This window comes from Candidatus Tisiphia endosymbiont of Beris chalybata, from assembly GCF_964026555.1.
Classification (GTDB): domain Bacteria; phylum Pseudomonadota; class Alphaproteobacteria; order Rickettsiales; family Rickettsiaceae; genus Tisiphia.
On the sequence record NZ_OZ032159.1, the window covers coordinates 557,766 to 573,298 of the forward strand.

General features: G+C 33.4%; 10 protein-coding genes and 1 other RNA gene. 1 reads left to right on the top strand and 10 read right to left on the bottom strand.

What is annotated here, in order from left to right; all coding sequences use genetic code 11:
• Positions 1–170: 170 nt before the first annotated feature.
• The 10 genes from AAGD44_RS02745 to AAGD44_RS02790 all read right to left on the bottom strand — a co-directional run bounded on the left by AAGD44_RS02745 (position 171) and on the right by AAGD44_RS02790 (position 13,367).
• On the bottom strand, positions 171–329 hold the full coding sequence (locus tag AAGD44_RS02745; RefSeq protein WP_341764470.1) for a hypothetical protein: 159 nt from the start codon (positions 327–329) through the stop codon (positions 171–173).
• 100 nt (positions 330–429) lie between these two features.
• Positions 430–1,716, bottom strand: coding sequence for a DNA recombination protein RmuC (locus AAGD44_RS02750; protein WP_341764660.1), 1,287 nt, complete (start codon positions 1,714–1,716; stop codon positions 430–432).
• Between the two features lie 59 nt (positions 1,717–1,775).
• Positions 1,776–2,225, bottom strand: coding sequence for a dUTP diphosphatase (gene dut, locus AAGD44_RS02755; RefSeq protein ID WP_341764471.1), 450 nt, complete (start codon positions 2,223–2,225; stop codon positions 1,776–1,778).
• 43 nt (positions 2,226–2,268) lie between these two features.
• A complete protein-coding gene (locus AAGD44_RS02760) occupies positions 2,269–3,078 on the bottom strand; it encodes an SPOR domain-containing protein (RefSeq protein ID WP_341764472.1) in 810 nt (269 codons plus the stop codon).
• A 12-nt stretch (positions 3,079–3,090) separates the two neighbouring features.
• Positions 3,091–4,842, bottom strand: coding sequence for an LTA synthase family protein (locus AAGD44_RS02765; RefSeq protein WP_341764473.1), 1,752 nt, complete (start codon positions 4,840–4,842; stop codon positions 3,091–3,093).
• 253 nt (positions 4,843–5,095) lie between these two features.
• Complete coding sequence (locus tag AAGD44_RS02770; RefSeq protein WP_341764474.1) at positions 5,096–7,327, bottom strand: DNA translocase FtsK; 2,232 nt, start codon at positions 7,325–7,327, stop codon at positions 5,096–5,098.
• Between the two features lie 14 nt (positions 7,328–7,341).
• Positions 7,342–7,502, bottom strand: a non-coding RNA gene (gene ssrS / locus AAGD44_RS02775) — 6S RNA.
• A 17-nt stretch (positions 7,503–7,519) separates the two neighbouring features.
• Positions 7,520–7,840 (bottom strand): cell division protein ZapA, encoded by a 321-nt coding sequence (locus AAGD44_RS02780; protein WP_341764661.1) that lies wholly within the window; start codon positions 7,838–7,840, stop codon positions 7,520–7,522.
• Positions 7,841–8,204: 364 nt separating this feature from the next.
• Entirely contained in the window at positions 8,205–8,567 is a 363-nt protein-coding gene (locus tag AAGD44_RS02785; protein WP_341764475.1) for a helix-turn-helix domain-containing protein, read from the bottom strand.
• Between the two features lie 6 nt (positions 8,568–8,573).
• Positions 8,574–13,367: an NAD-glutamate dehydrogenase gene (locus AAGD44_RS02790; protein WP_341764476.1), complete on the bottom strand. Its 4,794-nt coding sequence runs from the start codon at positions 13,365–13,367 to the stop codon at positions 8,574–8,576.
• Between the two features lie 722 nt (positions 13,368–14,089).
• Between AAGD44_RS02790 and mnmE the strand changes: the two genes are divergently transcribed.
• Entirely contained in the window at positions 14,090–15,463 is a 1,374-nt protein-coding gene (mnmE, locus tag AAGD44_RS02795) for a tRNA uridine-5-carboxymethylaminomethyl(34) synthesis GTPase MnmE (protein ID WP_341764662.1), read from the top strand.
• The last annotated feature ends 70 nt before the right edge of the window (positions 15,464–15,533 follow it).

Genomic DNA, 15,533 nt, shown 5'->3' on the forward strand with positions numbered 1-15,533 from the left:
TATTTGCAGATTAGGTAAGTGTTTTTCTGTTAATTTTTCTATTTCTTTTATTCCGGATGTCGCATGTTTTTGTTCACAAAGACTGGTATTACCTGTTAACTCAAGTGTAGTAATATATTTTAAAGGCTTTATTTGTAATGCCTCTCTAAACTCCTTAATACCCCCGCCAGCTACCCCAAATTTGATAAGTTTAATGTATGAACATCCTTTCTATTCTCTAACCATTCTACCATATCTTTATAAAACTTGGGTTCCTTGGCTATGTCCTCTTTTTGGTTAGTAAGTTCTAGAATACCACCCTTTATACATCCTTCAAATTTAAAAGTCATCTTACCTTCCTAATTAATAAATATTTTATTTAGCTAATTTTAGCTTAGCATAGTTTACCACAACATCCTATCTAAAAGCATCAAATTTCCTTCCTAGAACCTAAAGCTCTTCAATTTTATTTAATGGATCTATTGCTTCAACATCTATAATTTCAGACTTTGAAGAAACCAGTTGATAGCGTTCAAGAGGATTTTGGATAGTCTTCTTACCTATATCTACCCCTAATTTTTGTATATTCTTAGCTCTACTTAAAAAGTTTCTATTAAATGAAGCAGCAAACTTGTCATAATTACTTACTATATGCTGAATATTATTGCCAAGCTTTTGCGAGTAATCCGCCAGTGAAGAGATAGCAGTTAATAATTTCCTTACTTCTTCTATAATCATCTTATGGTTTTCTGAACGCCTATAATCAGAAATTTGGAATTTAGCAAATGATAACATATTCATTAAACCACTAGGCCCTACTGGAAAAATATTATTTCCCCAGGCTTTTTGTAAGAAGGTGCCATCAGCTCCTAAAATCTTCTCAATCGCTTGTTCAGTAGGGACAAACATCAATGTCACTATATTAGCAAAATCTTCTTTTTTGTCTTGTAAATTAGCTAAAATATTTTCTGCATAATCTTTACTATTTAAATTCTTAAGATGGTTATTCATGGTTTTACTAAGATTTCCTTTATCTTGCTGCTTCTCTACTAAAAATTTAGAAGCCTTGGCATCAATAACCATCAAATTACCCGCAGGTAAAAAAATTACTGCGTCAGGTCTAAGTTTTAAGTTATCTATAGTTGTTACAGAATATTGGATAATAAAATCTAGATTAGGTTGCAGGCCAGAGGATTTTAAAATATTTTCTAGGGTAATTTCTGCGAGCAAACCCGCTCCGGAGGGAGAAAGAAGGGATTGTTTGATAATATCTACCGTACCTTTCGATTGTTCAATATCTCTACTAAGCGCCCCTACTATATTAATTAATCGCTCAAATTCACTATTAAATTTATTAGCAGAGACTGATATATTTTTTTCAGATAACTCTCTAGTCTCTTGGTTCTCTCTCTTATGGATTTCTATTAGTTGTTTCGACAGATCATTGCCTAACTCAAATAAAGTATTTTTGGCTGCCATGTGTGATTCTTGTCTAATTTTTTCTGAATCCTCTATCACGTGTTTTTGATATTCTATCTTGCTAGATAATTGTTCAACTTTTTGTATATAAGTAATTTTTTCTTGCTCCAGGCGTTGATTTTGTTGAGTTACTTCTAAATAACTATTTGATAAGAAATTTAATTCAGTTTGTATTTTAACAGTCTTATAATAAAAATATGCCGTTACAAACAATAATCCAATTCCAATAATAATAGATGGCACTATAATATATAACATTTCACTAATTATTTTTACAGAATAGACTTCTTGCCAAACTAAACTCCGCATTCTATATCCTATCCAAATTTACCAGTGGAACCAAAACCACCAGCGCCTCTAGAGGTTTCAGATAGGATCGCTACTTCCTCCCATAATATTTGTTCATATCTAGCAATAATCATTTGGGCTATTTTCATACCCCGCATAATTATAAAATCCTTAGGGAAGTGGTTAATCAGAATTACTTTTATTTCCCCTCGGTAATCAGCGTCAATTGTCCCAGGAGAATTTAGTACCGTTACCCCATGGTTCAGTGCTAAACCTGATCTTGGTCTTATTTGTGCTTCTAAATAGGAAGGTAGCGCTATACAAATTCCAGTAGGCACCAATTGCACTTTATTTGGTTGAATAATTATTGGTTCAATATTGGCTGCAATTAGGTCTATACCACTACTATGCTCTGTAGCATATATAGGTAAAATGTCTACTGAATGTTCTAGTTTTTTAATATTAACTTTAATTTTCATAAATATTACTTTTCAAGGGTTAGGATGTTATTTTCAGATTCAATCAACGATTAGTAATTAAACATTCTTGGTAATGATCTAATTTCTTACATATTGCTTTAGCCTGCGTTATCTCTTCATAATTACCAGCCATAACTGCATAGAACAAATTGCCTTTCTCCGAACACATTTTTCGGACGAATAAAGGTATCTTATTAAATACTTTGGGGTATTTTTTCTTTATCCTCTCCATTTCTTGATTTGCCACTGCTTCCGTCTTGACTGAGGCTAACTGAATTTTATAATAATTTAGTTTTTTCTTATTTAATAATTGTTTGCCACTAATTATCTCGCGTTTTTCTGTAACTTTCACAATATTTAAGCCTGCTTTAGGTGGATTAGGCTGATTAACATTTGCTATGTATACTTCTCTACCTACTAAATTTTTTTCTTGTGTACTACTCTTGGGGGTTATGCCCTGTCCTATCCCTAACTTTACTTCTTCTTTCACATCCAGGGGATTATTAACAGTTTTATCTGTATTCTCTATCTCCGATATAATATTATCTATTGACTCAATTTCGTTATTGCTAGGAGTTTTAACAGAATTAATATTTAATGGCTTTTCTGGTTCAGGCTGCAGGATAATTTGTTTTCCTATCTTTTTTTTCTGTAAATTTTCATAAATCGTATTTTGGGTATTAGCGATTATTGTCCCGCCGCTTTGTTCCGGTTTAACCTTAGTAGGCGAGGGATCTGGGTAGATAATTATTATTTCTCTTTCCTCTACTAAATAATAATGATAAACCCAATAAAACATACCAAAAATTATGGAAAGAAAAATACTAATTTGAAATACCAATCTTTTACTCATATGTATATATGATTATTCTCTCATGTCACCCTTGATATATAAGTTATAAGCAATTTGATAAAAACTTATAGCTTCCTCTACCAAACTTGTAATATTGTCTACTTTCACTCTATCTTTTCCAGTTAGTTTATAGGTAATAGTTTTAGTTTTTGGACCTAATATTACTAAATGATCATCTTTCATAAAACCAAGTAATTGATAAGTACTGATAAACGCTCGGTTAGGAGGAGAATTTAATATATCCTGCCCGAAGAATTTACTATTATAAGAAAAATTTAACAATCCAAAAATAGTAGGAGCGATATCAATTTGGCTTGCTAACTTATCAACTATTTGGGGTGTTAATATACCAGGCGCATATATTAGTAATGGGATATGATATTTATTAATCGGAAGATCCGTTTTCCCAGCACTTGAGGCACAGTGATCAGCAGTAATAACAAAAAGAGTATTCTCAAACCAAGGCCGGGTCTTGGCGCTGTCAAGAAATCTACCAATTGCATAGTCAGTATATTTTACAGCTGCACTGCGTCCGCTCCCAGATGGTAAGTTAATCCTGTCTTTAGGAAAAGTATAAGGACGATGATTAGAAGTAGTCATGATCAAGGAAAAAAAAGCTTTCCCTTCTTGGTAATTTTGATCAGCTATCTCTAAAGATTTGTTTAATATATCTTCATCTGCTACCCCCCAAATATTGGAGAAACTTATCTCCTCGGGCTTGAGACTATTTCTATCCACTATATTATAACCATTACCTTGAAAATAGTCTTGTAAATTATCAAAATAACTATAACCCCCAAAAATGAAATTAATATTATACCCACGCTGCTTAAAGATCGTAGCAATATTAAATAATGATTGATTATTTGGCCTACGTATAATGGAAGAACCAGGAGTAGGAGGAACCGATAAGGTAATAGCCTCTAAGCCACGTACTGTTCTGGTCCCTACCGCATATATATTGGTAAAAAATATGCTTTCTCCCGCTAATTTATCTAAATTTGGAGTAATATTTTGCTTATTTCCAAATTGCCCCATAAACTCGCTACTCAAGCTCTCGACAGTAATAACAATAATATTATATTTTTTTATATAATCCTCTGATACGAATTTGCATGCATCGTTACTTGTCGCTCGCCTATTATCTATAGGCTTCGCTCCATCGCGCCTAGCAACAAAATTATCTGAGAAGATTATATTAGGAGAATTGGTAGTAATTCTGCGATTGATAGTAGAATTATCCAGGTACTGTGTTGCTTCCGTTGCTAAACTGGTTCGCACAATATTTAAGGCTTTCTGGTTATCAAGTACTGGAAAAAAACTATTATAATCCAAACTATTATGATAAAAAGCCGAGAAGAATTCATAATAACCATTTTTTCCTAATTCTAACGCATATTTATTAACACTGAAATTAATTTTATTAGGGTTATATAAATTAAAAGCCAGGAGAGCTAGTATTAATGAGGTAAGAGCGCTATAAATATTATTTCGTTTTTGTATACTGTTTAATTGCTTGATTATATATTTTCTAGAGCACAAGCTAATAAATAAACTAATTAGTATAATAGATAATAATATTGGAATATAAGGAACCGATTCTCTGATAGTGCCAATAATCTCATGGGTATAGATTAAATAATCCACAGCAATAAAATTAAATCTAGTGCCAAATTCATCCCAAAAAATTAGTTCGGCAATTGTGATAAAAATAAATAGAGTAATAATACTAAAATAGCTTGCAAAACCACAGAATAAATACAAAACTTTGTATTTACTTAAGAACTTATTGAATAAAATAGAGAGAATTAATATTATTGGCACAAAATAAAAGAGTGAAATCAAATCATTCAATATGCCAACAATAAAAATGGTAAATAAATCGGAATAGCTTATTACTTGTTCGAATAAAGCATATAAGCTCAATGAAGTACGAGTAATAAGCTGTAAAATGAGATATACTCTCACTATGGGATAATTAAAAAATGATTTTAGCATTGGATAAGGTTCTCTTAATCTAGTTTTCTGGTAATAATATTTCTCTCTTCCCAGCGTGGTTTGGAGGAGATATAACCCCTCTTTGCTCCATTTTTTCAATTATAATTGCAGCATTATTATAACCAATATTTAAACATCTTTGTATATAGCTAATTGTTGCTTTCCGTTCTTTTTGTACTATTTGTAAAGCCATTTTATAATGTTCTTCACGTCGTCTTTCAACCTCGCTCTCAGTATTTTCTAGTTTTTCTTCATCTTCTTCTACTTGTTGAGTTACTGCTGAAATATAGTCTGGCGTTCCAGTAGATCTTAGATATTCAGTAATTTTTTCTACCTCTTGATCATCAACAAATGGGCCATGCACTCTACTAATTTTTGCAGCATTCCCCATATATAACATATCTCCCATCCCAAGTAGCTGCTCAGAACCTTGCTCACCTAAAATAGTCCTACTATCAATTTTGGAAGTGACTTTAAAACTTATCCTACTTGGAAAATTTGCTTTTATTACCCCAGTAATTACATCAACCGAAGGTCGTTGAGTGGCCATGATAATATGAATACCAGCCGCCCGTGCCATTTGAGCAAGACGTTGTATTGATAATTCTATATCCTTCCCAGCGACCAGCATTAGATCCGCCATTTCATCAACAATTACCACTATAAACGGTAATTTTTGCATATTTATTTCAATTGTTTCATAAATTGGTTTTCCAGTATCGGGATCAAATCCTGTTTGGATAGTGCGCTCAATAGGCTTGCCTTCCTTAATTGCTTCTGAGATTTTACTGTTATAGCCGGCAATATTTCTAACTCCAATATTTGACATTGCTCGATAGCGGTTTTCCATCTCTTTGACTGCCCATTTCAGCGCTACCACCGCCTTAGTAGCTTCAGTAACTACGGGAGTTAAGAGATGAGGTATGCCATCATAAGCAGATAATTCTAACATCTTAGGGTCTATCATTATTAAACGACACTCTTCCGGGGTATATCGGTAAAGTAATGATATTATCATAGTATTAATTGCTACTGACTTACCCGAGCCGGTGGTACCTGCCACTAATAAATGGGGCATTTTTGCCAGATCAGCAATAAAAGGTTTACCTGCTAGGTCCTTACCTAAAATTAGAGGTAACATAATATGATTATCTTGATATTCAGAGGTCTCGATTAATTCTCTCAAGCAGAAGAAAGCTCTTTGCTTATTGGGTAATTCTATCCCTAATACATTCCGCCCAGGTATTACCGCTATTCTTGTTGAGATTGCTGATAAAGATCTAGCAATATCCTCAGATAAGCCAATTACTCTAGATGATTTGGTACCAGCAGCCGGTTCAAATTCATATAATGTCACCACAGGACCTTGACTAATATTGATAATTTGCCCTTTCACTCCAAAATCTCCCAAAACCGTAAGTAATATTTGAGAATTTTGCTGTAACTCTTCAGCGCTTTCCATCTTGATATTTTGGATATTAGCGGGTTTTAATAATTCCACTGGCGGTAAATTAGAGGTAAACTCTGTCTCTTTAGGGTAAGAAGATTGTTTAACGAAAGAAGGATTTATGTCAATATTATTATTAATTGATATTGATCGATCAGGGGTGATAGTCTCCTGGCTAATAGCAGAAGCTTTGCTGATTAACGTGTGATGATTCGAAGGAGAATTTGGCGATAATACTACTGGTGGCCCTGAAGAAGAGCCAATATTAAGAGCTGATATTAATTGCCTTATTCTTGCTAGGTTTTTCCATAGACTTAAAAAAGGTACTTCTATTAATAAAAATAAGAAAATACAGGTAGTCAGGAATAATAAATAAGGAATTCGGTAATCTAGCTGAATAATTAAGGGATAGATAAGAGTACCAATTGTTCCACCTGCACCCGCTGGTAAAGAATTGGTTTTTATCTTAGCACACAGAATAGATAAGGAAATAATGCATATTATCATTAGCATTATCCTGACACTGAGCCATTTTTTCTGCAAACGCCATAGGCTTAAGGACCAGAAAATACAACATAAGGGGAGCAAAAAGGAGGACAAACCAAAAATTTGGTAAAAAATATCTGCAATGTAAGACCCAAAATAACCTAGTAAATTACTAGGAAATTTATCAGTGACAGAATTAAATGAAGGATCTTCTGGGTTATAAGTTACTAATAATAAGGAAAGGAAGCACCCAAACAATATTAAAATAATAGATTGAAGTCTATTATTAGTCAGGATTTTATTTATATAATATAACACTGGAATCTGCCTAAAGATGAACCGCTATAGCCGTTGCTCAAGATCCTCAAAGAACTTGTATGTATAGGTGGATGCCGTATATCCGTATAATAGTCTCAGACAGGGACAGCTTCCTAATAATAAAAATTATCGTTCTGGGGTAAATACATTAAGCTCACATGCTAAGCAGCCCATTAAGTTATCAGGATCTTATCATTTTCCTATCTTTTTTGCAAGATTTTCTAGATAGCTTGCTATAGTACTTAAAGTTTCTGCAAGTTGTTCTTCTTGTTTCAGGGGAATTTTATTACTACTAGCATTGGTAATTTGATTATTTAAACTTTGTGCTTCCTCCTCCAGGCTGAGCGCTGCCATTACCAATAATAGTTCAAAGGAGGCGGAGAGATTAGCTTTTTTTATCTGCACTATCCTTTCATTTAATTTTATTCCCAGAATAGTCAATTCTTGTTCTGATCCCTCATTACATGCTAGTTGAAAAGTTTTACTCCCTAAGGTGATAGTGACTAATGACATCTGTTGTATACTCATTTGCTTTCAAGAATTATTTTTCATTTTTCAAGGAGGCGCGTGCTCATATAGCCAAAGTGATTTAGCTGGTGATACTTGAATTTCAAGGTAAGGTTGCGCAGCGTATAGAGAATACGTGAGCAGCCTCGATCTTTAGGGCACGACGACGCCAATTCTTGAAGTTCACCGAGTATATATATATTTGGGTGTATTAATAGGCCTCTTTCGCAGCTCGCATCTCCAAGGCGATTTGAAAGAGAGGAGGCCCGCAAATTCCCTGGGAGATACGAGCTGCGAAAGAGGCCTATTACAGAAGCAACTTATTAGTTATATACTAGATCACTTATGCAGGAAGTCTAGTGTCAAGTGCTTACCCAGTAGAGGAGAGTAAGTGAAAAATTACCGAAACTATTATTAACCCTAAAGTAGAAATAATAAGGAAGTGTTTTTTCCATTTATATTTAACAATTATTTGGTTATATTGATCGCGCAAAATAGTTTGTTTAGATGAGTTTTCTATTTGTTCTACCTCTTCTTCGTTTAGCGTTAAGGGTATCCTTAGATAATTTGAGTATAACTTAAGATACCCTTTGACATACACTGCCGCTGGTATGAGCTCTAATTTGCCTTCTTCCAGAGCTATTAAATATTGTTTTTTAATTTTTAAATAAGCCGCTACTTCTTCGATAGTTTTACCAGATTCTATTCGTGCATGTTTGAGAGGAGAAGTCATAGTATATTACTCAAGTTTACGCAAAAAAGTTTCGAATCTCTTATTTGCTAGAATTAACATATTTAAGTCCGTATTTTTTTGGACTCTGATTAATGTTACAAAATCCAAAAAAATACTTGCAAAACATTTATTATTATCAATCCATAAGTCTAAATCAACACTTATTTTGGAATTATTAATTATTTTTATTAATAATTGACGTTGTTTGTCATATAAATCATCTTTCAGTGATTGCGCTGATAATCTTCCCCAGTAAGTATCATTTGCTTGTTGCTCGCATACTTTACGTAACCAATCAATACTAAATTTAGTAGAAGTAGCAAAATATAAATTAGCAACCTCGATGTTTTGACGGTTGGTTTTTTTAGCAATATATATTATATCAAAAACTGATACTAGGCTATCCAGTGTGGCAACTTTGTTAGCTAACTCAGTGGCAAGCCCGTATGAAGTATATTGATTTACTTTCTCTTCAAATTTATTTCGTGCTTCCCCTAACAGCAAATTACCAACCACGGTGCTTAATTGTCGCGCTGGTTCATAAAATTCATTTATAGTATCACTAATATTAATCGGGGGTTCTATATGTTTTGCAAACCAAGCAATGCCTCTACGTATAATCTTAGCAATTTCAGTAAACATTTCAATCTTTACTTTATAATCTATCTTACTTGGTAATGATTCAACACTTGCCCATAAATTATCTAAATCAAAGATCTCACAAATAATAGTATATGAACGTATAATATTACAAAGGAGAGCCTCTGTTTCACGCTTTACTATATTAAGCGATGGCCCTCCTAGCTGATTTACAATTTTATTAGTGACCACGGTCCGGATAATTTCATGTTTCAAAGGGTGAGATAAGATTTCTTCCCGAAATGTATCTTGCATTATTTTAGGAAAATAATTTATTAGGTAAGATTCAAAATATTTATCCTGCGAAAATGTGGCAGTCATGAGATCATGGTAGACAGAACTTTTACTATAAGAGAGTAATACACAAAGCTCAGGGCGCGTCATAATTTCTTTATTAATAGCCCGTTTATTCAGTTCTTCTTTAGTGGGCAGAAATTCTATTTTTCTATTAATTAGGTTTGCTTCTTCTAAAGTATCAATAAACTGACTAAATATTCCAATATTTAAGGCAGGAGATGATTGCATAATGTTAAGCGCTTGGTTTTGTTTCTGATTATCAATTAAAACCAAATCTTCCACTTGTGTTGTCATCTCTAGTAGGTACTTGTTACGTTCTTGTAGAGTAATTTTTCCTGAAGTCACTGCCTGATTAAGGGCAATCTTTATATTTACTTCATGATCAGAGCAATCAACCCCTGCTGAATTATCAATAAAGTCAGTATTAACTCTACCTCCATGCTGACTATACTCTATGCGCCCTTGTTGAGAAACTCCAATATTGCCTCCTTCAGCAATTACTTTAGCTTTAATTTCACTACCATTTACTCTTAAATTATCATTTGCTTTATCACCTATTTCTAAATTATTTTCTATGGTTGCTTTTATATAAGTACCTATACCACCATTCCACAATAAATCAACTTCTGCCTGTAAAATTGCTTTAATAAGTTCTTCTGGCGATACTTCATACTTATCTATTTTTAATAATGCTTTAGCCTCAACCGATAAGGTAATAGATTTATTGCTTCGTTCGAATACTCCTCCCCCTGGGGAAATTACCTGTGGATTATAATCAGTCCAATTAGAGGTAGGGAGGTCAAATAAGCGTTTACGTTCATTAAAACTTAGTAGAGGATCAGGGGTAGGATCGATAAATATGTGCTTATGGTTAAAGGCCGCAATTAGTCTAATACTACTCGAACGAAGCATCCCATTGCCGAAAACATCGCCTGACATATCCCCTATACCAACAACGGTAATAGGATCCTTTTGGACATCAATATTCAACGAGTCAAAATGATGTACTACCGAGATCCAGGCACCCTTAGCAGTGATAGCTATTTTTTTATGATCATAGCCAACCGAACCACCCGAGGCAAAAGCATCTCCTAACCAAAAATTATATTCAGCAGCTACGCTATTTGCATAATCAGAAAAAGTCGCGGTACCTTTATCTGCTGCTACCACTAGATATGGATCTTCCGGATCATAGATAACTGTATCTCGTGGCTGTATAATTTTACTATCCACTATATTATCAGTTATATCCAGTAACCCACGAAGGAAGTTTTGATAACATTCTATAACTTTGCCTAAATATTCTTGAGGTGTCAGGTTATCCTGAGTGAAATTAATAAAAAATCCGCCTTTTGAACCAACAGGCACAATCACCGAGTTTTTAGTCATTTGCGCTTTCATTAATCCTAATATCTCGGTTCTGTAATCCTCTCCTCGATCTGACCATCTAATACCTCCACGTGCTACTTTTCCTCCCCGTAAATGAAGAGCTTCAAAATCATTAGCATACACAAATATTTCTGCAAAAGGTACTGGCAGCGGTAGGTTCGGTATTTTATGTGAATCAAATTTAAAAGAAAAATAATTTTTACTTGTGATGCCGTTATTAGAACTTGCTTGATAGCAATTAGTTCTTACCATTGCGTCGATAATATCAATCATCGTTCTTAAAACTTTATCTTCACTACTGCTATTAATCTTATTAAGGTAATTAATCATATTGATTTTTATAGATTTTACCTGTTGCTCAGAGCAGCTTATAGGATTAAATTTAGCTTCAAATAATTCAACTAGCATTTTTGTGTATAAGAAATGCTTTGTTAACGTTAATTGTACATAGCCTTTACCATATGCAAAACCTGTTTGATGTAAATATCGCGTTAATGCTTTAATCAGCTTCACTTGCCACCAATTAAAGCCAGATAACACTATTAATTTACTTAAAGAGTCATTAGCCAAAAGCCCAGTAGCCATCTTATCTAATGCTTCTTCTACATTTTGTTTCACTAGTTGGATATCACCTTCAATAGGAATGAGAGAATTAAGTGCAAATTCATATATCCAACTCTCTTGAATATCTCCTCCACTTCTAATAAAAAAGCTTTGTTCATCTATTGCTTTAAAACCTAGATTTTCTATAGGAGGTAATAAATCGGATAGGGCGAGTTCAGGAGCCGGACTATAAATTTTTAAACAGAAATTTTCTGTATCTATAGGGATCAAGTTAAATGTGGATTTATTACGAAGGCTAGCTTCTTTGAGATATTCAATATCTAAAATTCCTGTTTGACCATTAAATTTTTCTCTATAATCCGCAGAAAATATTGTGTTATAAAATTTAAAATTAATACCTCCCTCATATTCCCCAAATTTTTTAGATAATTTATGAGCAAAATCCTCCTCCCAACGGGTCGAAAGCCTATCTAATTCCTGCTCTATTGTATCAAACTCAAAATTGATTTGATTAATATTGGATACTTGCAGCGTAATAAACAAATAAGAAAAATTTTCTGCTACTTCGGTAACGTAATCTTCTAAGATTTGACCTTTAAATATAGTAGATAAATATGAACTTATAGCACTATGTATTTCTGGAATTAAACGATCTCTGGTAAGAAATATGATGATATTAAGAAAGGTACCAGACCAATCTTGCTGGATAAATAACTTCAGTTTCTTACTCACTATCCCGGACAACACATTCAAGCACATACAGTATAAATCATTTTCATCTATCTGAATTAAGGCATCTCGCGGTAAAGTTTGAACTATATTTTTTAATTTTTTTATATTATACCCATTAGGAGTAAAGGCTGCTCTATTTAAGACAAATTGTAATTTTTGCCTTAATATAGGAATAGTAGTAATTGGTTGATAATATACCGTAATACTATATAAACCAAAAATTATACTACCGAAGACATATTGTCCGTTCTGGTCAATATTCTTAATTAAAATGTAGTCTATCAAATTATTTTTATGTACATTTGATATAGTGTTGGTTTTCCCTAAAATTATTAGTTGTTCTTTATAAGAAGAATGGGTAGAGCGCTTGATAATATTCACAACTTCTGCCTTATTATCTTGCCATATTGTTTTGACGCCAATTTCTGATAAGAAATTTTGAGTAGTTAAGTCAAAATCAATCATACCTAAGAAGGTAAAATTATCGTGTTTTAACCAATTTAAGAAATCAAGAGATTCATTATAAGCTAAATTTTGCTTAGTATATAATAGATGCTCACTTTGAATGGCGTTGACGATTAGGTCTATTTTGTCTAGGATTATATGCCATACATTATAGGTAGTATCTACTTGATCTAAGACCATATTTAAAGAGGAACTTAGAGATGAGATAGCGGCTTCATCAAAATTTCCAAGTAAGGTGATGTGAACCAGAGATTCTCTATGGCTGTTATTTTCTCCAGGCTCTACTATTTTCTGTAATTGACCCATACTATTTCGGATGCTGGATATTACTGGATTAAGCAGAAATTTAGCTTTTAAGTTAAGATTTATTAATAAACAATTGATTGAGTCAATTATGAATGGTTTATTATCATTTAATAATAAAATATTAATAGCAGGATTATTTTCAATTATAGTATTAACTACCTGCAACTTCCGCGTATTAGGAGCCCGTTGCTTAAAAAATTCGAAAGCATCCACTGCTAAATTGCCAAATAATTCTTGCCTATCTTTAAACTCATAATCTATGGGAATATAGTCTAGAAATTTCTGTATAAATTCACTATAAAGTTCATCAGTATTTTGCATTTTACTAAGATTGAAAATTTCTGATTTATAATTAGGGACTTGACAAGTAAGCTTGCTTAACGCTAAAGAAGTCTTTTCAACGGTCATATTGATTACCATGATATTTTTATTAGCAGGAGGGTAGAAGGCTCAAAGCGCTTTCATCCTGTGCTCAAATCTAACTCGAGGGATCATGCGAGTATACTCTTCGCCTTTCAAGAGTTGTTGTTTCATTTTATCAAAGTTTCACGTGCTCACGTACTTAGTTATACGCTCCGCGCGCTCACCCGTGGCAAATAAAATGATGGCTTTTGAAATCCATTGAGTATATTCCTACAAATTTGCAGATTGCATTATCAATTTTGTAAATTTTCGCATTATATATTATAGAATGGAAAATCAGTTGTAGAATAGCTCGGAAACATTGAGCTATACTGCTCGTACTTCAAGAATTGGATTTTATTTTTAATGGCGAGCGCGCAGCGTACATGCCAGTACGTGAACACGTGAGTCCATGATAAAATAAAAAAACAATTTTTGAAGTACGAGCAGTATATACTAGTGAAATTTCTTGAGTATATTATATTAAATAATAAAAGTTGCCAAATATTTTTTAAGTTAAAAATTTTCTTAACCTTACTTTTAAACTATACTCTTTTAATCTCAAGCAAATGAGTATACGCAATGGATTGCAAGAGCCATCATTTTATTTGCCAAGGGTGAGCGCGCGGAGCGTATAACTCAGTACGTGAGCACGCGAAACTTTGATAAAATGAAACAACAACTCTTGAAAGGCGAAGAGTATACGTGAATTGAAAGGAATCAATATAGTGGACACTATTTTTGCGCAAAGTTCTAAGCCTGGCAAAGCCGGAGTGGCAATTTTTCGGATTTCTGGCCCAAAAAGCTTAGAAGCTTTAAAGTATTTGCTAGAACATGATAATTCAGAATTTATCCCAAGAGTCATGTATTATAAAAAACTTATTACCCCCAAAAATCATGAATTAATTGATAATGCCATGGTAGCTTATTTTCAGGCACCAGCAAGTTTTACTGGCGAAGATGTAGTAGAAATATATACCCATGGAAGTATAGCCATCGCTGCCATGCTTAGTAAGGAATTATTAAATATTGCAGGAATAAGGCTAGCAGAAGCTGGGGAATTTACACGCCGGGCATTTTTAAATAATAAATTTGACTTAACCGCGGCCGAAGGTATTGCAGATTTAATTGAAGCAGAAACGATTTGGCAACATAGACAAGCTGTAAAACAATTTGGCGGGGAGCTAGAAGAGCTTTATAATAGCTGGAAAAAATCTCTACTTACTATCATTAGCTTATTAGAAGCATATATTGATTTTCCAGATGAAGATATACCACAAGATACATTCAAGGAGGTTGTAGACTTAGCTACCCAACTTAAAAATACTATCAATAAACATCTTAATGATAACAGACGCGGGGAGTTATTACGCAGCGGTATCAAACTCACTATCCTTGGTGCTCCCAATGTTGGCAAATCTAGCTTACTGAATTTTTTAATGCAAAGAGATGTCGCTATTGTGTCGGAGATTGCAGGCACAACTCGGGATGTTATTGAAGGACATTTGGATATAGGGGGATATCCCATTATATTGCAAGATACCGCTGGTATAAGAGCAAGTCAAAATATAATAGAATTAGAAGGAATTAAGCGAGCAATTAATACAGCAAAAATAGCAGATATAAAAATAATTATGCTTGACGCTGTACAATTAAGCCAATCCTCTTCATATATTGAGGAATTGCATAGTATTACAGCGTTAATAGATCAAAATACTATCATATTAGTAAATAAAATTGACTTATTTCCTAATAAAATAGAGCAAGATTTATTGTCACCTCTATTAATTTCTTTAAATAAAGACTATGTACAAATTTCGATAAAAGAAAATATTGGTTTAAATGAATTATTAAAAAAGATTGAACATATCGCCCATAATATAGCAGGCTTAACGGAACTACCTCATATTACGCGGCAGCGACACAGACGTCAGGTAGAACAAGCCTTAGAATATTTAGAAAGCTTTAATATGAATAATGACTTAGTGCTAGCTACTGAGGATATTAGAATGGCGATTAGAAGTCTTAGTAATATTACCGGCAAAATTACGGTAGAAGAAATATTAGGAGAGATATTTAGTAATTTTTGTATAGGGAAGTAGCATTGAGGACGTATACTGCTCGTACTTCAAGAATTGGATTTTATTTTTAATGGCGAGCGCGCGCAGCGTA